The 20,100-nt window shown below is 72.4% G+C and carries 22 protein-coding genes and 4 tRNA genes; 19 read left to right on the top strand and 7 right to left on the bottom strand.

From position 1 onward, the window contains the following. Positions 1-4 precede the first annotated feature (4 nt). The 14 genes from ACFPL3_RS40715 to ACFPL3_RS40650 all read left to right on the top strand — a co-directional run bounded on the left by ACFPL3_RS40715 (position 5) and on the right by ACFPL3_RS40650 (position 12,641). The gene (locus ACFPL3_RS40715) at positions 5-1,000 is read left to right on the top strand and encodes an ABC transporter permease (protein ID WP_379590881.1); all 996 of its coding nucleotides are present in this window, start codon (positions 5-7) and stop codon (positions 998-1,000) included. Then, positions 997-3,372: a zonular occludens toxin domain-containing protein gene (locus ACFPL3_RS40710; RefSeq protein ID WP_343946486.1), complete on the top strand. Its 2,376-nt coding sequence runs from the start codon at positions 997-999 to the stop codon at positions 3,370-3,372. Before ACFPL3_RS40715 ends, ACFPL3_RS40710 begins: the two co-directional genes overlap by 4 nt. Before the next feature lie 231 nt (positions 3,373-3,603). Then, positions 3,604-3,798, top strand: coding sequence for a hypothetical protein (locus tag ACFPL3_RS40705; RefSeq protein ID WP_343946487.1), 195 nt, complete (start codon positions 3,604-3,606; stop codon positions 3,796-3,798). After that, a complete protein-coding gene (locus ACFPL3_RS40700) occupies positions 3,795-4,226 on the top strand; it encodes an ASCH domain-containing protein (protein WP_343946488.1) in 432 nt (143 codons plus the stop codon). Before ACFPL3_RS40705 ends, ACFPL3_RS40700 begins: the two co-directional genes overlap by 4 nt. After that, positions 4,223-4,639 carry a hypothetical protein gene (locus tag ACFPL3_RS40695; RefSeq protein WP_343946489.1) on the top strand — a complete coding sequence of 139 codons (417 nt, stop codon included), beginning with the start codon at positions 4,223-4,225 and terminating at the stop codon, positions 4,637-4,639. The genes ACFPL3_RS40700 and ACFPL3_RS40695 overlap by 4 nt, the downstream gene beginning before the upstream one ends. Then, positions 4,639-4,908 carry a hypothetical protein gene (locus ACFPL3_RS40690; RefSeq protein WP_343946490.1) on the top strand — a complete coding sequence of 90 codons (270 nt, stop codon included), beginning with the start codon at positions 4,639-4,641 and terminating at the stop codon, positions 4,906-4,908. Before ACFPL3_RS40695 ends, ACFPL3_RS40690 begins: the two co-directional genes overlap by 1 nt. After that, positions 4,905-5,216 carry a ParB/RepB/Spo0J family partition protein gene (locus tag ACFPL3_RS40685; protein WP_343946491.1) on the top strand — a complete coding sequence of 104 codons (312 nt, stop codon included), beginning with the start codon at positions 4,905-4,907 and terminating at the stop codon, positions 5,214-5,216. The genes ACFPL3_RS40690 and ACFPL3_RS40685 overlap by 4 nt, the downstream gene beginning before the upstream one ends. A 149-nt stretch (positions 5,217-5,365) precedes the next feature. After that, on the top strand, positions 5,366-5,962 hold the full coding sequence (locus ACFPL3_RS40680) for an HNH endonuclease family protein (protein WP_343946492.1): 597 nt from the start codon (positions 5,366-5,368) through the stop codon (positions 5,960-5,962). 178 nt (positions 5,963-6,140) lie between these two features. Continuing rightward, positions 6,141-7,685, top strand: a complete 1,545-nt coding sequence (locus tag ACFPL3_RS40675) for a DNA cytosine methyltransferase (protein WP_343946493.1) — start codon at positions 6,141-6,143, stop codon at positions 7,683-7,685. Further along, a complete protein-coding gene (locus ACFPL3_RS40670) occupies positions 7,682-7,996 on the top strand; it encodes a hypothetical protein (RefSeq protein WP_343946494.1) in 315 nt (104 codons plus the stop codon). The genes ACFPL3_RS40675 and ACFPL3_RS40670 overlap by 4 nt, the downstream gene beginning before the upstream one ends. Next, complete coding sequence (locus tag ACFPL3_RS40665; RefSeq protein ID WP_343946495.1) at positions 7,993-8,976, top strand: bifunctional DNA primase/polymerase; 984 nt, start codon at positions 7,993-7,995, stop codon at positions 8,974-8,976. Before ACFPL3_RS40670 ends, ACFPL3_RS40665 begins: the two co-directional genes overlap by 4 nt. A gap of 236 nt (positions 8,977-9,212) precedes the next feature. Then, complete coding sequence (locus ACFPL3_RS40660) at positions 9,213-10,802, top strand: hypothetical protein (RefSeq protein WP_343946497.1); 1,590 nt, start codon at positions 9,213-9,215, stop codon at positions 10,800-10,802. 289 nt (positions 10,803-11,091) lie between these two features. Next, a complete protein-coding gene (locus ACFPL3_RS40655) occupies positions 11,092-11,304 on the top strand; it encodes a helix-turn-helix domain-containing protein (protein ID WP_343946499.1) in 213 nt (70 codons plus the stop codon). After that, a complete protein-coding gene (locus tag ACFPL3_RS40650) occupies positions 11,301-12,641 on the top strand; it encodes a tyrosine-type recombinase/integrase (RefSeq protein ID WP_343946500.1) in 1,341 nt (446 codons plus the stop codon). The genes ACFPL3_RS40655 and ACFPL3_RS40650 overlap by 4 nt, the downstream gene beginning before the upstream one ends. A 123-nt stretch (positions 12,642-12,764) precedes the next feature. Here ACFPL3_RS40650 and ACFPL3_RS40645 read toward each other — a convergent pair. Together ACFPL3_RS40645 and ACFPL3_RS40640 are read right to left on the bottom strand one after the other, a co-directional pair. Then, a tRNA-Val gene (locus tag ACFPL3_RS40645) sits at positions 12,765-12,836 on the bottom strand. Between the two features lie 20 nt (positions 12,837-12,856). Next, positions 12,857-13,297 (bottom strand): TIGR02611 family protein, encoded by a 441-nt coding sequence (locus ACFPL3_RS40640; RefSeq protein ID WP_343946501.1) that lies wholly within the window; start codon positions 13,295-13,297, stop codon positions 12,857-12,859. Between the two features lie 227 nt (positions 13,298-13,524). Here ACFPL3_RS40640 and ACFPL3_RS40635 point away from each other — a divergent pair, with 227 nt between their 5' ends. The 4 genes from ACFPL3_RS40635 to ACFPL3_RS40620 all read left to right on the top strand — a co-directional run bounded on the left by ACFPL3_RS40635 (position 13,525) and on the right by ACFPL3_RS40620 (position 14,353). Beyond that, positions 13,525-13,953 carry an SsgA family sporulation/cell division regulator gene (locus ACFPL3_RS40635; RefSeq protein ID WP_343946502.1) on the top strand — a complete coding sequence of 143 codons (429 nt, stop codon included), beginning with the start codon at positions 13,525-13,527 and terminating at the stop codon, positions 13,951-13,953. A 104-nt stretch (positions 13,954-14,057) separates the two neighbouring features. Beyond that, a tRNA-Gly gene (locus tag ACFPL3_RS40630) sits at positions 14,058-14,130 on the top strand. Between the two features lie 75 nt (positions 14,131-14,205). Further along, positions 14,206-14,277 (top strand) — tRNA-Cys (locus ACFPL3_RS40625). A 1-nt stretch (position 14,278) separates the two neighbouring features. Beyond that, a tRNA-Val gene (locus ACFPL3_RS40620) sits at positions 14,279-14,353 on the top strand. A gap of 61 nt (positions 14,354-14,414) precedes the next feature. On the opposite strand, the gene ACFPL3_RS40615 is transcribed toward ACFPL3_RS40620, so the two are convergent. The 5 genes from ACFPL3_RS40615 to ACFPL3_RS40595 form a co-directional block, all read right to left on the bottom strand. Next, entirely contained in the window at positions 14,415-14,816 is a 402-nt protein-coding gene (locus ACFPL3_RS40615) for an arsenate reductase ArsC (RefSeq protein ID WP_343946503.1), read from the bottom strand. A gap of 30 nt (positions 14,817-14,846) precedes the next feature. Further along, positions 14,847-15,932 carry an ACR3 family arsenite efflux transporter gene (gene arsB / locus ACFPL3_RS40610; protein WP_343946504.1) on the bottom strand — a complete coding sequence of 362 codons (1,086 nt, stop codon included), beginning with the start codon at positions 15,930-15,932 and terminating at the stop codon, positions 14,847-14,849. Continuing rightward, a complete protein-coding gene (locus ACFPL3_RS40605; protein WP_343946505.1) occupies positions 15,929-16,309 on the bottom strand; it encodes an ArsR/SmtB family transcription factor in 381 nt (126 codons plus the stop codon). Before ACFPL3_RS40605 ends, arsB begins: the two co-directional genes overlap by 4 nt. A 93-nt stretch (positions 16,310-16,402) precedes the next feature. Continuing rightward, complete coding sequence (locus ACFPL3_RS40600; protein WP_343946506.1) at positions 16,403-17,611, bottom strand: MFS transporter; 1,209 nt, start codon at positions 17,609-17,611, stop codon at positions 16,403-16,405. A 22-nt stretch (positions 17,612-17,633) separates the two neighbouring features. Further along, positions 17,634-19,010 (bottom strand): NAD(P)-binding domain-containing protein, encoded by a 1,377-nt coding sequence (locus ACFPL3_RS40595; RefSeq protein WP_343946507.1) that lies wholly within the window; start codon positions 19,008-19,010, stop codon positions 17,634-17,636. A gap of 94 nt (positions 19,011-19,104) precedes the next feature. Between ACFPL3_RS40595 and ACFPL3_RS40590 the strand changes: the two genes are divergently transcribed. Beyond that, entirely contained in the window at positions 19,105-19,980 is an 876-nt protein-coding gene (locus tag ACFPL3_RS40590; protein ID WP_343946509.1) for a helix-turn-helix domain-containing GNAT family N-acetyltransferase, read from the top strand. Positions 19,981-20,100: the final 120 nt, after the last annotated feature.

Below are 20,100 nucleotides of genomic sequence, written 5' to 3'. Positions count from 1 at the left end.
GGAAATGACCAGCGCATACCCCATCCCCACCGACGTCTTGGAAGACCGCGTGCGCGCCCTGGCCGCCTCGCTGGGCGCCTGGCCCTCGCAGCGGCGCGTGATGCGCGAGTGCAAGGTCGGTGCACCTCGGGCGGACGCCGCGCTCACCGCGGTCAAGCGGTCCGGGTTCGACCCCAGCAAGCCCAGCCGGCCGCTGACGCTGGTGCCTCCGACCGATGCGGCTGACACCACCGAGACGGACACCGCCGAGGCCGGTGTCGCCGCGCCGGACACCGCCGGCACCACCACGAGCATCACGACGGCCACGACCGGCGCGGCGGGGGGCATCTCAAGCACGCCCACGGCCGCCGTCGGCGAGCCGGCGGCGCCGCCTGCCGCGGCTGCGCGCGCGGGCGGCGACGAGACCTCGGCCGATCACCTGGGCCTTCCGGCCCGGCCGTCGGCGGAGGACCAGGTCATCCAGGTCGCAGAAACACCGGCAGCATCACCGGCAGTAGCGCCAGTGCACGCGGTCCCGGCGCTCCCGGTTGCCGCGCTCGTCGAGCGCGGGGCGCGGGTGCCGCGGTGGCCGCTGGTGCTGATCGCGCTCGGTGCGTTCGTGTCCATCTGGTCCGGCTGGGTCGGGCTGGGTGAGCTGACCGGGTTCGGCCCGATCCGGCCGCTGCCCGGGATCTGGGACGAGTTCGTCATCAACACCGCGATCACCCTGCCGATCGGGGTGGAGGCCTACGCCGCGTTCGCGCTGCGGGCCTGGCTCGCCCCACCCACTGCCGGCCTCCCGACGCTCGCGCGCCGGTTCGCGTGCTGGTCGGCGCTGGGCGCGCTCGCGCTCGGCGGCGCCGGGCAGATCGCCTACCACCTGATGGCCGCCGCCGGCCTCACCCAGGCCCCGTGGCAGATCACCGCGTTCGTGTCGTGTCTGCCCGTCGTCGTCCTTGGCTGCGGCGCCGCCCTCACCCACCTCATCCACCAGCACACCGACTCGGAGGTGACCCGATGACGACCATCACGACCAGCGGCGCCGCCCCGGACCACGAGCCGCCCCCCGACAAGACCAGCAGCACCGGCAGCGGTGGGCGCGGGAATGTGGTGAGCTTCCGCAAGCCGCTGGACCGGCACTCGCCGGCCGCCGGCCCCGACGACACCGCGCCACTGGCGCCGGTGGAGCGGATGGTGTTCGAGGGCGAGCTGGTCACCGACACCCGCCACGACGGCGAGAGCGCGCGGCCGGGGACGGCGGTGGCGCTGCGCCGCGCGGGTGCGGTGGCCCGCCGCCGGACCGTGCACGTGATCACCACGACCCGGCGAGTGGCCACGCATCAGCGCACCCGCACGGTCGCGAAGGGCACCGCCCGACAGGTGTGGTTCCCGATCGCCGGGGCCGCGGTGGTGGTGCGGCGCTGGCAGGACTCCCACGGCGCGCGCCGGTATGAGCGGATGATGCGCGCCGCTGAGATCGCCGGGGACCACGAGGCGCTGCTGGAGTGGGAGGCTCGCGACGTCGCCGAGAAGGCACGGCGGCACCAGCGGGTCATGGACTGGATCACCTCGCCGCTGCAGCTGGTCAAGGCGCTCGCTGTGGGGGCCGCGGCGGCGATCGGGCTGCTGCTCGCCCTCGGCGTGGTCCTCGCGGTGGCCCACGGGGACGTCGCGCAGGTGATCGGCCCGATCACCGCGGTGGTGGAGGCGATCGCGTTCCTGGTGTGGTTCTTCACCGCCTACGGCACCCTGCTGCTCACCGGCGCCACCGTGGCCGCGATCGCCTACCTGTGGCAGCTCGGCCGCGCCCAGGTCGACCCGCCCGCCTGGGTCGCACCTGCCGCCACCGGCGATGACGGCGGGCGCGACGTGGTGCCGGACGAGCGGGCGATCGTGTCCGCGCTGCGGAACCTGAACCTCCCGGCGATCAACAAGAAGTTCAAGGAGGGCTGGCAGCCCCGCTGGGTGCTCCAGCCCGTCCACGACGGCAAGGGCTGGCACGCCCAACTCCTCCTCCCGGAGGGCGTCACCGTCGAGATGATCGTCGACCGCAAGGCCGTCCTCGCGCACAACCTGCTGCGCCTGCCGGTGGAGGTGTGGCCCACCGAGCCCCGGGACAAGCCCGGCGTGATGGACCTGTGGGTGGCCGACCAGGGCAGCCTCACCAAGCCGGTGCCGCCGTGGCCGCTGCTGCACAAGGGCAGCGTGGACTACTTCAAGGGCGTCCCGGTCGGGATCGACCCACGCGGCAACGTCGTGATCGGCCGGCTGTTCGCCACCAACTGGGGTGTCGCCGGAACCATGGGCTCGGGCAAGTCGACCCTGATCATCACCACCCTGCTCGGCGCGATGCTGGACCCGCTGGTCGACATCGACGTCTACTGCATGGCGATCAACGCCGACTACGACCCGCTCAAGCCCCGGCTGCGGACGCTGTTCAAGTCCGACGAGCCCGAGCACATCCCCCAGGTCCTCGACGCGCTCAAGCAGCTGATGAGCGAGCTGTCCGAACGCGGCCGCATCCTCTCCGAGAAGGGCGAGCCCAAGCTGACCCGCGCACTGGCGGAGGCGGACCCGCGGATGCGGCCCCGGGTCGTGGTCATCGACGAGTGCCAGGAGCTGTTCGTCTCCGACATCGGCGAGGAGGCCGCCGAGCTGGTGGAAAAGATCGTGGCCAAGGCCCGCAAGTACGGCGTCACCATGATCTTCGCAACCCCGGTGCCGTCCGCGGACTCCCTGCCCCGCAAGGTCGCCAAGGTCCTGTCCAACCGGGCGTGCTTCGCGATCGGGGACCACCAGGGCAACGACGCCATCCTCGGCACCGGCAAGCACACCGCCGGGATCTCCGCGACCACCCTGCGGCCGATGACCCAGGACGCGCAGGGCAACGTCGACCCCGGCGACATCGGCACCGCCATGACCGTCGGGTTCACCCCGCAGGACGGGCTGCTGCGCTGCTACTACATCCGCCGCGGCGAGGGCCTCGACGAGGTCACCCCGGTGGTCAAGCGGGCTCTGGGCATCCTCGACGACGCCGGCGGCGTTCCCGCCCCGTCCGTCGAGCCAACCCAGGACGTGCGCGACCCGCTGGCCGACATCGCCGAGGTGCTGTCCGGGCACAAGCGGCTGCGCACCCAGGAAGTCCTGCAGCAGCTCGCCGAGCGCGACCGTGCCACCTACGCCTCGTGGACGCCGGGGCAGCTCAAGGCCTACCTCGCCGAGCACGACATCCGCACCGTCAAGGACTCCGAAGGCCGCATGTGCGTGCGCGCCCTCGATGTCCACACCGCCCTGGCCGACCGCGCCAACACCGACCCGGACGACCTCGACACCCCCGCCTATGTCGTTACGGACGGTGATGACGAGGCGATCGAGGACGGCAACGACCGCTGACGGAGCCGACACGGAGGAAGCACGGAGGGACGGAGTTCTCCGTATCGGCCTCCGTCCCGGCCTCCGTGGCCCTGACCTGCATAACGGAGGCCACGGAGGCACGGAGGCCAGCCGCCTCCTGACCAGCTGAAACCCGCGGATCACGGGATCGAGGCGCCCGCCCGGCGCCTCCGTCCCTCCCCTCCGCATGCCTACGCTCAACTACTCAGAGTTACTGCCTGGAGGTTTCACATGAAGTGCGCGATCTGTCTGGCGATCGGCGGCCGCCGTGCCGAGCCGGCCGCCACCACAATCGACGGCGACGCCGTGTGCGCCGACCACGTCACGGTGCGGGCGGCCTGCAGCACCCTCGCCGACGCGATCCACGAGGTGCGCGCCCACATCACGGCCGTGCAGCTCGGCCGCCGAGCGCGGTGGTCGCGATGAGCCGACTGGTCAAGGCGTTGTCGGTGCAGCAGCCCTGGGCCGAGTGCATCGCCCGCGGGGACAAGCGCGTGGAGAACCGCCGCCGCAACGTCCGCTACCGCGGGCCGCTCGCGATCCACGCCAGCCTCACCTGGTCGGCCCCCGGTGGGCACACCCCGCGGGTCGTGGCCACCCTCACCGGCGCCCTGCACCACCCGCTCACCCACCACGACGCCGCCCGCTACGGGCTGGCGTTCGGGGCGGTGATCGCCGTCGCCGAACTGGTCGACTGCCACCCCGCCCGGGGCGGCTGCTGCGGGCCATGGGGCGAACCCGACGCCCACCACCTGGTCCTGACCCGGATCGAACGGCTGCCCAGTCCCGTCCCGGCGCGAGGACAGCTCGGGCTGTGGGAGATCGGGCTCCCGAGCGGGGGTGATCGGGCATGAGCTGGTTCAGCTCCGGATCACCGGTCGACACGAGTTCGGGCCGGTACAAGGTCTGCCTGCACGAGGCCGCGCACGCGGTCGTGGCCGAGGTGCTCGGCTGGCGGGTCACCCAGATCGTCATCGACGACGGTGCTGACGCCGGGGTGGTCAACGCCCGCTACCGGGGCAGCGACCAGATCGAGCACGACGTGCAGTACGCCACCTGGCTGCTCGCCGGACCGAACGCATCCCTGCGCGTCGCCTGGTTCATGCCCGCCGGCTGCGACTGGGACGACAAGCAGGCGCGCAAGGCCCTGCGTCGCGTCCGTGGCGACTACGGCGCCACGAAGGCCGCCGCCCGCTCGCTGGTCGGCCGCAACTGGCGCCACATCCAACGCGAGGCCCGCACCCTCTACCTCACCGGAGGCCGCTGATGCCCCAACGACCCCCGTCCCGCGCCCGGACCCGCGCGATGGCCGAGCGAGCCCGCTACCAGGACGGGTTCTCCGTCCACGGCGACCGGATCCGGCAGCGCTGCCCGTACTGCTGGTCCTTCGTCTACGCGGCCGAGCCTCGGCGGCACCGCCACGGCGACACCGCCGACCTGGACCGCTACTCGCGCGAGGTCATCACCCGACTCGACGACGCCGTCTACGCGCACCTGCGCCACGGCTGCCCACAGATCGGCGGTGATGCCCGGTGAGCTGGTTCCTCCAGGCAACCGACGGCATGCCCGACCTGGGCCAGGGACCCGGCTGGCCGCCGTCGAGCTGGCGACACGCACCCCGCAAGCAGGTGCCGGTGAACAAGCTGGTGGCCACCAACCGGCGCGGCTACCTCAACGAGGCCCGCGCCGCCCGGTACGCCCGCCACGGCGCCCGCGGCGACATCTACGTGATCGAGCACGCCGGGCGCTACTACATCGCCGACGGCCACCACCGCGCAGTGGCCGCGATGATGCGCCGCGAGAAGACCATCACCGCACGTGTGAAGCGGCCAGGTGATCGGTGATGGGCACCAGGTCAACCCGGCGCGGTCGCCGCGCCCTGATTTCGGCTCTCGCGCCGGCTGTCCTTCTGCTGGTGCTGGCGGGTCTGTCCGGGACCGCACGCCCCGCCGCCGGAACATCCGACACCGCGGCCAGGCCGGTGCATCCGGTCGTGTCGGCGCCCGCTGCCGTCGGCGCGCTCGCCGAGCTGCCCGCGCGGGGCGCGGCGCCGACGGTCGGACGGGCGCGGGAGCTGCTTGCCGCGATTCCTGTGCGGGTGGAGGACACCGGGGCGCACTACGACCGAGACGAGTGGGGTGACTGGACCAGCTCGTACGGCTGTGACACCCGCGAGACGGTCCTGATCCGCGACGGCCACCACGTGCGAACCGGCTCCGGATGCCGGGTGCTGAGCGGGACCTGGCCCAGCCCCTACGACGGCGCGACCCTGACCGCCCCCCGCCGGGTCGACATCGACCACCGGGTCCCGGCCGCCGAAGCCCAGCGATCCGGCGCCCGCAACTGGACCCGCGCCCAGCGCGCCGCGTTCTTCAACGACCCCACCAATCTCGCCGCGGTCTCCGCCTCCGCCAACCGCAGCAAGGGCGACGACGACCCCGGCCGCTGGCGCCCACCGCGCCGCGACGCCTGGTGCGACTACGCCACCGCCTACATCACCACGAAACACAGCTACCGGCTGCACGTCGACCCCGCAGAGCACGCCGCTCTCACCGCCATGCTCGGCACCTGCACGGGAGGCCACCGGTGACCACCACCCGCCCGAGCGCGTCGACGGCGGCGGCTAGCGGGACAAGCCGCTGCCCTTCCCCGACCGATCCCCGACCTGCGATCAACGCGGGCTCCTGGAACGCCACCGCGTTGCTCGGCGCCCGCTGCTGCTCCCGACCCGTTCGACGCGTGCCCGCCGACGCACCGGAGGCCATCCAGTGATCACGATTGCAGACCTGTTCTGCGGGGCCGGGGGATCCGGGCTCGGCGCCTCGGTGGTGCCCGGCGTGCAGCTGCGCTACGCCGCGAACCACTGGCGCACCGCTGTGGAGACCCACGCGCAGAACTTCCCCGACACCGACCACGACGTCGCCGACATCTCCCAGGTCGACCCGCGCCGCACCCCGCACACCGACATCCTGTGGGCCTCCCCGGAGTGCACCAACCACTCCGTCGCGAAGGGCCGCAAGCGGGCCACGGCGCAGCCGGACCTGTTCGGCGAGACGCTGCCCGACGAGGCCGCCGAGCGATCCCGGGCGACCATGTGGGACGTCCCGCGGTTCGCCGAGCACCACCGCTACCGCGCGGTCATCGTCGAGAACGTCGTCGACGCCGCCCGCTGGATCATGTGGCCCGCGTGGCTGCAAGCCATGACCCTGCTCGGCTACCGGCACCGGGTCGTCTACCTCAACTCGATGCACGCCCCCGCCATCGCCGCCCCCCGGGCGCCGCAGAGCAGGGATCGGCTCTACGTCGTGTTCTGGCGCGACGGGCAGCCCGCACCCGATCTGGACGTCCGGCCGTGGGCATGGTGCTCGGTGTGCGGGATGCAGGTGCAGGCCGTGCAGTCGTGGAAGCGCCCCGATCGGGTGCCGTGGGGCCGCTACCGCGCCCAGTACGTCTACCGGTGCCCGCGCCCGGAGTGCCGGTTCGCGGTCGTCGAACCGTACGTCGACCCGGCCGCCGCCGCGATCGACTGGACGCTGCGCGGGCAGCGCATCGGCGACCGCGACCGGCCGCTCTCGGTCAAGACGCTGGCCCGGATCGAGGCCGGTCTACTGCGGTACGCCCGGCCGCTCGTCGTCCCGTCCGGTGGCACCTGGAACGAGGACGCCCGCCCTGTCGGGCAGCCGTTCCGGGCGCGCACCACCCGCGAGACCGAGGCCCTCGTCGTGCCCGTGGAGGGCCGCGAGGGCAAGGCGGCATCCCCGGCGTCGGTGCCGCTGCGGACGCAGTCGACCCGCGCCGAGACCGCGCTGGTCGTGCCCTACTACGGCACCGGTGTCGCCCGGCCCGCCGACCGGGAGCTGCCGACGATGGGCACCGTCGACACCGCCGGACTGGCGTTCATCGCCGAGCTGCGCGGCGGCGGCTCCGACGCCCGCCACGTCCGCGAGCCGCTCGCCACGGTCACCGCGTCCGGGAACCACCACATGCTCGTCCGCCACAACAGCTCAACCGGTGACGGCGGGGAGATGTGCACCCCGGCCACCGAACCGGCCCGCACCCTCACCACGACAGGGCACCAGTCCCTCGTCGGCTGGCCGCACGAGGTGCCGGCCGTCGAAGACTGCACGTTCCGGATGCTCGAACCGCGCGAGATCCAGGCCGCCATGGCGTTCCGCCGCGACTACCGAGTGCTGGGCACCCGCCGCGAACAGGTCCGCCAGCTCGGCAACGCTGTCACCCCACCCGCCGCGGAGTTCCTGATCCGCGCCGTCGTCGACTCCCTCGGCGGCCAGACCGGCGGGGGTGGGCGGTGAGCTTCGAACCGGTCACCCGCTGGGAGCTGCGCTGCGACGGCGACACCACCCGCGGGCAGTGCACCCAGCGGCTCCTCTACTGCACCGACCCGGAGGACCCGGAATCGCCGCTGACCGACTGGTTCCCCGCGGTCTACGACGAACCCACCCTGCACCCGCGGGCGCGGGCCGATCTGCGCGACTCCGGCTGGCTCGCCTCCCGCGACGGCCACGTGCTGTGCCCCCGCCACGTCGCCGCGCTCGAGTACCTCGCCCGCGTCGCCGTCGACGGGCTGCCCTTCCGCGACCTCGACGAGGGAGACAACCGATGAGCCCCGACGCCGAGCGGGCGCGGCTGCTGCAGGTCGCGCTCGACACCGCCGCCCGTGGCTGGCCGGTGTTCCCGCTGCGCCCGCGGGGGAAGCGGCCCGCGCTGCACCCGACCGACCGCTGCCCGGGCACCGGGGCGTGCGCCGGTGGGCACCTCGGGTGGGAGCAGCGGGCCACCACCGACCCGCAGCGGATCCGCTCCGCGTGGGGCGTCGGGCCGGGCTGGAACATCGGGGTGGCCACCGGCCCGGCCGGGCTGGTCGTGGTCGACCTCGACGTGCCCGACCCCACCGACCCCGACGATGTGCCGCCGCCGCGGTGGGCGCGGCTTGGGGCCACCTGCGGCACCGATGTGCTCGCGCTGCTCGCCGTGCAGGCAGACCAGCCATTCCCCGAGACGCACACCGTGGAGACCCCCTCGGGCGGCTGGCACCTGGTGTTCCAGGCGCCCACCGGTGACGGCGCCCCGGCGCTGCGCAACACCGCCGGGGAACGCGGCAACGGGCTCGGATGGAAGGTCGACACCCGCGCCCACGGTGGCTACGTCGTCGCCGCTGGCTCGGCCACCCCGGCCGGGCGGTATCGGGTGGTCGACGGCCGGGACCCGGTGCCGCTGCCCGACTGGCTGACCCAGCGGCTGAGCCCGACACCACCACCCCCGCCACCGGGAGCGCCGCTCGCGCCCGGCGGCGGCCCCCGGCACGGCCGCTACCTCGCGGCGGCGATCCGCGGGGAGCGGCAGCGGGTGCTCGACGCCCCGCCCGGGCAGCGCAACCACAGCCTCTACCTCGCCGCGGTCGCCCTGGGCCAGCTCGTGGCCGGGGGCGGCCTGCCCGAACACGACGCCCGCGCTGAGCTGCGCGCCGCCGCCGCCGCACATCTCGCGGCCGGCGCCTACAGCCCGCCCCAAGCCGAGAAGACGATCACCTCCGGCCTGCGGGCCGGGGCTCGACGGCCCCGCCGACTCGGAGACGCCGCATGAGCACCACACCACCCCCGGCCCATCACCCGACCCCACCACCGAACGGCCTCCAGGGCGGCACTCAGGGCGCCCTGAGCACGCCCCCACCACACCCCGACCGTCCCGGCGCGGCGCCTGCGGACGGACCGCCCCGCCCGCCAGCGGAGCACTCCGGTCGCCCGACGCCCCCTCCCGGCGTCGGCCCGGGCGAGCGTAGCGACCGAGGGGGTGGTCGCGGCGGAGGTGGGCGGCAGCGGGTGCAGGTCAGCACCGCCCCGGCCACGGTGCGGCTGCTCACCGCCGCACTGGACGGGCGGATCATCCCCGACACCTACGTCACCGACGGCACGCCGGTGGTGATCGAGGCCGTGTCGGGGGCGCCCGGCCCGATGGCCGGGGACGAGAACGCGCCCCTGCCGCTGGCGATCACCCCGCTGCGCCCGCCGCTGCTCGGGTATCTGCTGGCCGAGCACGCCTACGTTGTGCGCCTGGAGCAGGGCAAGGACGCCGACTGGTACGACGTCGAGACCTCGCCCTCGCAGACCGTGCTCGCCGAGGTCCTGGCCCGCCGCTCCTGGCCCGGCCTGCCGCCGCTGCGCGGGATGATCGGGGCGCCGGTGCTGCGCCCGGACGGCACCCTGCTGCAACACCCCGGCTACGACGAGGCCACCGGCCTGTTCCTCGCCTCCACCGTCGCGCTGCCCCCGGTCCCGGACCGGCCCACCGCCGAGCAGGTGGCAGCGGCCAAGGAGTTCCTGCTCGGGAAGTTCCTGCGCGACTTCCCGTGGCGCACCCCGGCCGACCGGGCCAACTACCTCGCCCTGCTGGCCACGCCGATCCTGCGCCCGTTCACCCGCAGCCTGTCCCCGTTCGGGATCGTCGACGCGACCATGCCCGCCTCGGGCAAGACGATCCTGACCGCCTGCCTCGGCATGCTGTGCGGGCAGCGGGTGCTCACCTGGACCGACAGCGACGAGGAACTGCGCAAGGCGATCACCTCCGTGCTCGCCGATCAGGCCGGGGTGATCGTGTTCGACAACCTCCCCGAGGGCTCGGTCATCGACTCCGCCGTGCTCGCCCGCCTGGTCACCGAGCGCACCTGGACCGACCGCCGGCTGGGATCCAACGTCGCCACCAGCGCGCCGAACGACCGGCTGTGGCTGGCCACCGGGAACAACCTGCGCACCGGCGGGGACATGGCCTCTCGCACCGTGTGGGTGCGCCTGGACCCGGACATGCCCCACCCCGAGGCCCGCACCGGGTTCTCCATCCCCAACCTCGACACCTGGATCCTGCACCCGACCAACCAAGCAACGGTGCTGTGGCACCTGCTCGTGCTCGTGCTCGACTGGACCGCCCACGGCGCCCCCGCCTCCACGAGCGTGCCGGCGATGCGGCAGTTCACCCGGTGGGCCCAGCAACTCGGCGGGCTGCTCGAACACCACGGCATCGACTCGTTCCTGGCCAACACCGGCGACAGCCAGGACCTGGACGACGACGCCGCCGAATGGCGCGCCTTCCTGATGCGCTGGCACGAGCTGCACGGTGACCGCCACCTGTCCGCCAACGAGCTGCGCCGCACCGCCGAGAACGGCTTCGGCAGCGACCCGTGGGACGGCACATTCCCCACCACCGGCAGCGGCCAGCTCCTGTCGGTCAAGAGCCTCGGCCGCCGCCTCACCGGCCAGATCGGCCGCTGGCGCGGCGACGTCGTTCTACGCAGCGTCACCAACCCGCACAACCACGGCCGCTCCTACTGGGTCGAGCACCGGCCCACCGAATCCCGAACCTTCCAGACCCCCGAAAGAAACCTCGCAAACCCGCAAACCGCTGGAACAGCACTGTGACCAGCAACAACGGCAGTAGACGACCTTGCGGTTTGGCTCAGGGCTCAAACCAGCAAACCCGCAAACCGCGCGGTTTGCGGGTTTGGAACCACCCCACCCCAGCTCAAACCGCTGACACAGATCCCCAGGTCAGGCCCCGGTTCTGCGGGTTTGCGGGTTTGAACCGCCACCCCTCGCCCCGCACACGCCGGACCGGCAGACCGCCACCAGAGCACCGCCCGACCGCCGCCCGCCGTCGTGACCGTGCGTACACGCCCACCTGTTCCAGCATCGACCCCGAGGGATCAACGTGAACACGCCAACACCACCCGAGTCCTCGCCCGCACCCGCCCTGATGTCCGTCCCGGACGCGGCAGCCTTCCTGGGGCTCAGCCGGGCGTCCGCCTACCGCTACGCCGAGGCGGGCTTGCTGCCCACCAAACGGTTCGGCCGACGCATCTACGTCGTCCGCGCCCGCCTGAACGAGGTCCTCGAGTCCAGCGACTCACCGGAGGCAGCGTGACCAGAAGGCGCAAGCGGAAGCCATCACCGGGCAGCGTCTTCCAGCGCGGCAGGAAGTGGGCCTATGCCTTCCAGGGACCCCGGCACCCACTGACCGGCAGGCGGGAGCGGATCACCAAGAGCGGCTACGCAACCGAGGAGGACGCCTGGGACGCGATGGCGGAGGCCCGCGCCGCCCTCGCGACCGAGACCTACGTCAAGCCGTCGAGAGCGACGGTGTCGGACTTCTTCGAGGCGTGGCTGCCCTACATCCGGACGACCACCGAGGCGACGACAGCCGCCAACTACGAGACGCTCGCCCGGTCCTACGTTCTGCCGTGGATCGGGAGGCGTCCGATCCAGGAGATCGTGCCGTCGGTGGTGGCAGCGCTCTACAGCCATCTGCTGACGCAGGGACGCCGGAAACGCGACACCAACTGGGACATGTACCGGGTATGGCAGGACGCCCACGCGGCACAGCGGGAGGTCAGGCCACGAGAGATCGCAGACAAGGTGGGCGTCACATACGCGGGCGCCCGCAAGGCGGTGCAGCGCTATGAGGCCGGCCGGATACCCGCCGAGTCGACCTCGGGCTTGTCACCAAAGACGGTCAAGACGGTGCACATCATGTTGGGCTCGGCCATGGCGACCGCCGTCCGGTGGAAGTACCTCAGCGTCAACCCGACCGAGGGGGTGAAGCCACCGTCGGTCGCGAGACGGACGCACAACACGTGGAGCCCGCAACAGCTCGGCCGGTTCCTCGAGGCGGCCCGCGCCGATCGGCTCTACGGGCTCTGGGTGCTCGTCGCATCAACCGGGATGCGCCGCTCCGAGTTGTGCGGCCTGCTGCTCCCGGCCCTCAACCTGGACGCCCGCACGGTCCAGATGACCACGACCCGCGTCGTGGCCGGAGGGAAGGCGAGCAGAGGAAGTGGCAAGAGCCCCGGCAGCCGCCGGCTGCTCTCGCTCGACCGGTTCACCACCCAGGTACTGCGGGAGCACCTCAGGCGACTCCGGGAGGAGAAGGAGGCGTTCGGAGCGGCCTACCAGGACAACGGGTTGGTCTTCTGCTGGGAAGACGGCCGACCGATCTACCCCGACACCATCACGGAACGGTTCAACCGCCTCGTCGAGCAGGCCCAACTCCCACGGATCCGGCTGCACGACGTACGCCACAGCTACGCCACGATCGCGCTCCGCTCCGGGGTGCACCCGAAGATCGTGAGCACCCGCCTCGGTCACGCAACCGTGGCGTTCACCCTCGACACCTACTCCGCCGACATCCCCGACCTCGATCAGCAGGCCGCCGAGGACATCGGAGGGCTGTTCCTGCCGTCGGCCGACGAGGACTCGACATGACGTAGAAGCGACCGGATTTGCTACCACTTTTGCTACCTGCGCCCCGCTCCGGCGCACGCTCGCCGTGCCCAGACACGAGAGACCCCCTCTGACTGTGCTGGTCAGAGGGGGTCTCGTCGGCTGTGGGCGATACTGGGATCGAACCAGTGACCTCTTCGGTGTGAACGAAGCGCTCTCCCCCTGAGCTAATCGCCCTTGCCGTCGTAGACCTTACCTCACGCGAAGAAGGGGCTCTGCAACCAGGTCCAGTGTCCGAGCCCCACGAGCTCCGCCACCAGGTAGAAGGCGTTGAGCAGGTACAGGGTGGCCATGACGACGAGGCCGGTGAGGGCCAGGACACCGAGGCGGACGAGCACGGGCTGGCGGGCGAGCCACTCGGTCCAGGCGTCGTACTTGGCGCGGGCGAAGTCGAGGACGCGGCGGGCCCAGTGGAACTCGGTGGCGAGGATCGCGAGGCCGGCGAAGACGACGAGCCATCCCGGGCCGGGGTATGGGATCATGATCACACCGGCCGCGAGGACGATCCCGCCCAGCACGGCGACGCCCACCCGGTAGGTGCGCCGGAGCGTGGGCTTCTCCTCGATGCGGGCGCGGAACCCGGCCCGTTGCTGCTGCGTCTGTGCCCTGGTCAGGTCCTCACCCCCCTGGTCCGCCATGACGCCAATCGTACTGAGCCGCGACGGGGGCGCCCCGGGGCCGCGGAGACGAACGGTCGACCCGTGCCGTACGTCGCGTGCGCAGAACCGCTCGTCGTAGGCGACTGCGCCGTCAGGATGAACGATGCCGCGCGTGCAGGGGAGTTCGCCCGAAGACCCGTCACGCCTTCCAGGGACGGTCGTTTTCCCGCATGACGAACCACGCGGGACCAGAAAGAGGACGCACGATGCGCGACGAGCCCACGGTCATCTGCTCACCGGCGGTGTTCGAACTGATCGCCCCGGACGCCCCGGCGGTGCCCGTCAACGTCGAACTGACCTACAACAGCCGGGACCCCTACGCCGTGCAGGCGTCCTTCCGGACGGGGTCCACCACGGCTGTCGAGTGGGTGTTCGCCCGCGACCTCCTGCACGACGGGCTCATCGGCCCGGCAGGCACCGGGGACGTCCGCGTCCAGCCGATGCCGCTGAGCCCCGGCAAGGTGCAGCTCGAGCTCTCCTCGCCGTCCGGGCACGCCGTGTTCACGACCTGCGCGCAGACGCTCGGTGACTTCCTGCACCGGACGTACCTCGCCGTGCCGGCCGAGACGGAGTACTCGTGGCTGGACTTCGACATGGCTCTGTCTGATCTTCTGAACGACCCGGCTCGCGACTGAGCCGCAGGTCAGAGGCCCCGCGCGCAGTAAGAGGGGGGTGGTTTGAACCCCCCTCAGGGCCTGCGCTAAGGTTCTCTCATCACCGCAGCGGAAACGCTGCACATGCGGACGTAGCGCAGCTGGTAGCGCATCACCTTGCCAAGGTGAGGGTCGCGGGTTCGAGTCCCGTCGTCCGCTCGGAGGAACCTCGGGTCCCGTCGGACCTCCACGGATCGAAATCCACGGAAATCTCCGAGGACGAGGATCCCAGCCGGCGGAGTGGCCGAGTGGCTTAGGCAAGGGCCTGCAAAGCCCTGTACGCGGGTTCGATTCCCGCCTCCGCCTCGGGCGATTAGCTCAGTGGGAGAGCGCTTCCTTGACACGGAAGAGGTCACTGGTTCAATCCCAGTATCGCCCACCACCGTCAGTGCAGGTCAGCCCCGGCTTCGCCGGGGCTGACCTTTTTTCGTGTCAGCCACCTGTCAGCTGGTGAGTTCTGCGAGCAGTGCCCGGACTCGGGCGTCGATCTGGTCGCGGATGGGGCGGACCTCGTCGGCGGACCTGCCGGCCGGGTCGGGCAGTTCCCAGTCGAGGTAGCGCTTGCCCGGGTACACGGGGCACGCGTCGCCGCATCCCATGCTGATCACGACGTCAGCGGCGCGGACGGCGCCGTCGGTGAGCGGCTTGGGGAACTCCGTGGACAAGTCCAGTCCGATCTCTGCCATGACCTCGCGGACTGCGGGGTTGATCTGATCGGCGGGGGCGGATCCGGCGGAGCGGACGTGCACCCGGCCCTGGGCGTGGTGGTCGAGCAGAGCCGCGGCCATCTGGGAACGGCCGGCGTTGTGGACGCAGACGAACAGGACCTCGGGAACTGCGGGCACGGAGGCTCCTCGGGCGTAAGTGAGCGCGGCTCATCGGCCGACCGTGGTCGAGGTCGGCCACCAGCGGCGCCGCAGGGCGAGTGAGACGTAGACGAGTGCGACGAGTACCGGCACCTCGATCAACGGGCCGACCACCCCGGCGAGCGCCTGCCCGGATGTGACGCCGAATGTGGCGATGGCCACGGCGATGCCGAGTTCGAAGTTGTTGCCGGCCGCGGTGAACGCCAGTGTCGCCGAGCGCTCGTAGCCCAGGCCGATGGCCTTGGCGAGAGCGAGCGAGCCCAGCCACATGACCGCGAAGTAGGCCAGGAGCGGCAGCGCGATGCGTGCGACGTCCAGCGGCTGCGAGGTGATCGCCTGGCCTTGCAGGGCGAACAGGATGACGATGGTGAACAGCAGGCCGTAGAGGGCGAGCGGCCCGATCCGGGGCAGGAACCGCTGCTCGTACCAGGTGCGGCCCTTGGAACGTTCCCCGATGCGCCGGGACAGGTAGCCGGCGGCCAGCGGGATGCCGAGGAACACCAGCACGGAGGCGGCGATTTCCCACGGGGACACGTCGAGCGCGGCCTGGGGCAGGCCGAGCCAGCCGGGCAGCAGGTCGAGGTAGAACCATCCGAGCGCAGCGAACGCGATCACCTGGAACACCGAGTTCAGGGCGACCAGCACGGCGGCGGCCTCGCGGTCCCCGCAGGCGAGGTCGTTCCAGATGATGACCATGGCGATGCAGCGGGCAAGGCCGACGATGATCAGCCCGGTGCGGTACTCGGGCAGGTCGGGCAGCAGCAGCCAGGCCAGCGCGAACATCAGCGCGGGCCCGAGGACCCAGTTGAGCAGCAGCGAGGCGGCGAGCAGGCGCCGGTCGCGGGTGACGGTGTCGAGCCGGTCGTAACGCACCTTCGCCAGCACCGGGTACATCATCACGAGCAGCCCGAGCGCGATCGGCAGCGAGACGCCCTGCACGGCGATGGCGTCGAGTGCTGCCCCGAGCCCGGGCACCAGCCGGCCCGCGGCCAGGCCGAGGGCCATCGCGGCGAGGATCCAGACCGGCAGCAACCGGTCCAGCGTCGACAGTCGGGCTGCGACCGGCTGCGCTTGCGGCGGGTTCGTCCGGGTCACGCGCCGACGCCCTGTTCCATCGCCAGCACGTCCGACAGCCGAGCCAGTGCGGACGGCTCGACGCGGTAGTACACCCAGGTGCCGCGCCGCTCACCGGTGATCAGTCCGGCCCCGCGCAGCACCTTGAGGTGGTGCGAGATGGTCGGCCCGGACAGGTCGAAATCCGCGGTCAAGTCGCACACGCAGGCCTCGCCGCCGTCGTGGGACGCGATCAGCGACACCAGCCGCAGGCGCACCGGGTCGCCGAGGGCCTTGAACGCGCGCGCCAGCTCGACCGCGTCCTCGGCAGGGATCGGTTCCCTCACCAACGGGGAGCCGCATCCGACGACCGCGGACAGCTGGGTGAGCTCGATCAGCTCCTGCCCTTGCTTTGACACTCGTCTACCTTGACAGATGTCGATTCAGCGGCGCAACCTTGTCTCGACATTTGTCGATACAGGCCCTGGTGTGCGCCGCAAGCCCGGGCTTCGCTAGCTGCCGCGGTGCCGCGGGACGCTGCCGAGTGCTAGGACCGCGGCCAGCGCGGCCAAGACCGCGAGCACGACGAACAGCGGCGGGTAGCCGCCGAGCAGCCCGGCGAGAACCGCCCCGGCCCACGGGGCAAGGGCGGTGGCCATCATCGCAGGTGCGGCGAGGATCCCGTTGAGCCGTCCGTAGTGGGCAGCGCCCCAGCGGTCGCTGACCGCGGTCGCCTGCAGCAGGGTGAACACGCCCCGGGCCGCACCGGTGAGCATGGCGGCGGCGACGAGCAGCACGGCGGGCCCCGGGAGCAGCCCGAGCAGGGCCGTCGCCCCCGCCGTGACGGCGAGAATGAGCACGCCCCGCCCCCGCACGCTCGTGTGCGCGGTGAGCCTGCCGTAGCCCAGCCGCCCGAGCACCTGCCCGAGCCCGCCCAGACCGAGCGCCCACGCCGCGGCGGTGGTCGACATCCCGCGTTCGATCAGCAACGGCACCTGGTTGACCACCACCGCGAAGGCGGCGAACGTGCCCAGCGCGATCGCCACCACCAACAGCACGAACGGCCGGCTGCGCGCGACCGCCCCGGGATCGTGGCCGCCGTGCTCGGCGTGCTCTGACCGGTCGGGCTCCGGCCACCGGCCGCGCAGCCCGAACAGGTGCGCCGGGATCGTCACCACCGCCAGCACCACGACGAGCGCCAGGTACGTGGCCCGCCAGCCCCACCGCTCGAACAGCGCCGCAGTCAACGGGGCGAAGATCGTGCTGGCCAGGCCGGCCAGCAGCGTGAGCGCGGTGAGCGCGGCGACCCGCCGCGGCCCCCACCAGCGGGTCAGCGCGGCGAACGCGGGCTGGTACAACACCGCCGCCTGCGCCACGCCGGCCAGCACCCACGCGGCGAAGTACCACGGCAGCGACCTCGCAGTGGCGATGCCGAGCACCGCCGGAACGGCCACCACCGACCCCGTGGTCATCACCACCTGCGGACCGAACCGGTCCAGCCACCGCCCCACCGGGATCCCCCCGACCGCGGCCACCACCAGGCCCAGCGAGAACGCGGCCGTGATCGTGCCGATCGACCAGCCGGTGTCGGCCGCGATCCCCGGGGCGAGCACCGGGAACGCGTAGTAGAGCACCCCCCAGCTGACGATCTCGGTGACGCACAGGACCGCCAGCACCCGCCGCAACCCGGCACGCGAGAGCGTGCCGGGTTGCTCGGTCATCCGTTCAGCGTGCACGACGGGATCAGCGGGAGGCACCCGCGGGCGCAGCGAGCGTCAGCGTCGCGGGAGCAGCGGGGCCGCAACACCCACCCGCCGACTCGTCGGCACCCGCGACCTCCTCGACGTTGTCGGCGAGGCCCCCGCCGGAGCAGACGCCGGTCTCGGGCAGCACCAGCTCGACGCGCTCGGCGGCCTCCCGGTCCCCGGCGATCGCCGCGACGACGGAGCGGACCTGCTCGTAGCCGGTGAGCGACAGGAACGTCGGCGCCCGCCCGTAGGACTTCATCCCGACCAGGTAGACGTCCGGCTCCGGCTGGGCGAGCTCACGGGCGCCGTGCGGGTAGACGGTGCCACATGAGTGCACGTTCGGGTCGATCAGCGGCGCCAGCGCGCGCGGGGCCTGCAGCACCGGGTCCAGGTCCAGGCGGATCTCGGACAGGAAGCTCAGGTCGGGTCGGAACCCGGTGAGTGCGACGACCTCGTCGACGGGGTCCAGGCGCACCCCGTCGAACGACTCCAGCACCAGCCGCCCCGCCTCGCCGTCAGCCGAGGCCCGGTGGACGGCGGCGGTGCGGAACCCGGTCACGGTCCGGATGTGCCCGGCCTCCACGGCCTGCGCCGCGCGCCTGCCCAGCGCTCCGCGAGCCGGTAGCTGGTCGGCGTCCCCGCCGCCGAAGGTGTTGCCGATCTCGCCGCGGCGCAGCAGCCACACCACCTGCGTGCCGGGGGCCTCGGCGGCCAGCTCGGAGAAGGCCACCAGCGCGGTCAGCGCCGAGTGGCCGCTGCCCGCCACCGCGATCCTCTTGCCCGCGTACCGGGCCCGTTCGCCGGGGTCGGTCAGGTCCGGTACGCGGTAGCGGATCCGGTCCGCGGCGACCCTTTCCCCGAGCGCCGGGAGCCCGTCGCCGCCCAACGGGTTGGGCAGGCCCCAAGTGCCGGAAGCGTCGATCACGGCCCGTGCGGCGATCCGCTCCTCGCCGTCGGCAGTCTCCACCCGCACGGTCAGCGGCTCGCTCCCGCGGGCGGCGTCGACCACCCGGTCCCAGCCACGACGCGCCACACCCACGACGCGGGCGCCGTAACGGACCCCGTCGCCGAGCGCATCGGCGAGCGGCTGCAGGTACTGCTCGGCCCACTCCTGGCCGGTCGGATAGCGGTCCGGGTCCGGTGCCTGCCACCCGGTCGGGGCCAGCAGCTTCGCCGCGGCCTCGTCGACCAGCTCGCCCCAGCGGGAGAACAGCCGCACGTGGTGCCACTCGCGCACCGCCGCTCCCGCCGCCGGTCCGGCCTCCAGCACCAGCGGCGTCAGGTCCCGTCCGAGCAGGTGCGCCGCCGCGGCCAGCCCGGCCGGTCCGGCGCCCACCACCACGACCGGCAGCGCCTCGTTCGCCTCACCCATCACTGCCTCCATCGATGTGAGTCGATTTATGGCGCCGGACTGTATCGACCGTCATCGATTGACGCAACCATCGATGTGCGTCGATACTGTGCGCATGAGTGCCTCCCTGCCGCTGTCCGTGGTGCCCGTGCAGGAGTCGGCGTTCCAGCCGACCCAGCTGGCGTCGCAGGACGCCGCGACGTACGCGGAGTGGTTCGCCTGCCTGGCCGAACCGATGCGGGTACGGCTGTTGCACGCCGTCGCGGTGGCCGGGCGGGAGACCACCGTCGGGGCGCTCACCGAGCAGCTCGGGATCAGCCAGTCGACCTGCTCGCACCACCTGCGCAAGCTCGCCGACGTCGGGTTCGTGCGGTTGCGCAAGGAAGGCACCGCCACCCTGGTGTCGGTCAACCCGACCTGCTGCACCGGCCTGCCGCACGCCGCCGACGCGGTCATGGGGATGCTCGGGCCGCGCCCGTGCTGCCCCACCGACCTGCCCACCGACGTCTCCGTCCGCGCAATGGACCCGAGCGACTGGGCCGACGTGCGGCGCATCTACGCCGAGGGCATCGCCACCGGCAACGCCACGTTCGAGACCGAGGTCCCCGACCGGCGCACCCTGGACCGCACCTGGTTGCCGGGCCACCGGTGGGTGGCCGAACTCGACGGCCGGGTCGTCGGCTGGGCCGCCGCCACGCCGGTGTCGGACCGCGCGGTCTACTCCGGGGTCGCCGAGACCTCGATCTACGTCGGCGACGGCTACCGCGGCCGCGGCGTCGGCAAGGCCCTGATCCACCGCCAGGTGATGGCGGCCGACGACGCCGGGCTGTGGACCCTGCAGACCTCGATCTTCCCCGAGAACCGGGCGAGCATCGCCCTGCACCAGTCCGCCGGGTTCCGCACCCTCGGCATGCGCGAACGCATCGGCCGCCACCACGGGGTCTGGCGCGACACCGTCTTCCTGGAGCGCCGCCGCACCGACGACCGCTAGGGAGTGTCTGACGGATCTTGGCTGGGTTGTCGGTCAGGATGGGGTCGTGGCCGAGCGTCGGGTTCTGTCGGATGAGGCGTGGACGTGGCTGGAACCACGGCTGCCGGATCGCACGCCGCG

This window comes from Pseudonocardia zijingensis, from assembly GCF_042657305.1.
GTDB classification, from domain to species: domain Bacteria; phylum Actinomycetota; class Actinomycetes; order Mycobacteriales; family Pseudonocardiaceae; genus Pseudonocardia; species Pseudonocardia zijingensis.
Note: the sequence above shows the minus strand (reverse complement) of the source record. Positions and strands in the feature narration are given on the sequence as shown.

Bases quoted from the DNA above. Each gene is read 5' to 3' on its own strand.
- ACFPL3_RS40715 (WP_379590881.1), top strand. From the start codon at position 5: ATGACCAGCGCATACCCCATCCCCACCGACGTCTTGGAAGACCGCGTG.
- ACFPL3_RS40710 (WP_343946486.1), top strand. From the start codon at position 997: ATGACGACCATCACGACCAGCGGCGCCGCCCCGGACCACGAGCCGCCC.
- ACFPL3_RS40705 (WP_343946487.1), top strand. From the start codon at position 3,604: ATGAAGTGCGCGATCTGTCTGGCGATCGGCGGCCGCCGTGCCGAGCCG.
- ACFPL3_RS40700 (WP_343946488.1), top strand. From the start codon at position 3,795: ATGAGCCGACTGGTCAAGGCGTTGTCGGTGCAGCAGCCCTGGGCCGAG.
- ACFPL3_RS40695 (WP_343946489.1), top strand. From the start codon at position 4,223: ATGAGCTGGTTCAGCTCCGGATCACCGGTCGACACGAGTTCGGGCCGG.
- ACFPL3_RS40690 (WP_343946490.1), top strand. From the start codon at position 4,639: ATGCCCCAACGACCCCCGTCCCGCGCCCGGACCCGCGCGATGGCCGAG.
- ACFPL3_RS40665 (WP_343946495.1), top strand. From the start codon at position 7,993: ATGAGCCCCGACGCCGAGCGGGCGCGGCTGCTGCAGGTCGCGCTCGAC.
- ACFPL3_RS40640 (WP_343946501.1), bottom strand. From the start codon at position 13,297: ATGGCGGACCAGGGGGGTGAGGACCTGACCAGGGCACAGACGCAGCAG.
- ACFPL3_RS40635 (WP_343946502.1), top strand. From the start codon at position 13,525: ATGCGCGACGAGCCCACGGTCATCTGCTCACCGGCGGTGTTCGAACTG.
- ACFPL3_RS40600 (WP_343946506.1), bottom strand. From the start codon at position 17,611: ATGACCGAGCAACCCGGCACGCTCTCGCGTGCCGGGTTGCGGCGGGTG.
- ACFPL3_RS40595 (WP_343946507.1), bottom strand. From the start codon at position 19,010: ATGGGTGAGGCGAACGAGGCGCTGCCGGTCGTGGTGGTGGGCGCCGGA.
- ACFPL3_RS40590 (WP_343946509.1), top strand. From the start codon at position 19,105: ATGAGTGCCTCCCTGCCGCTGTCCGTGGTGCCCGTGCAGGAGTCGGCG.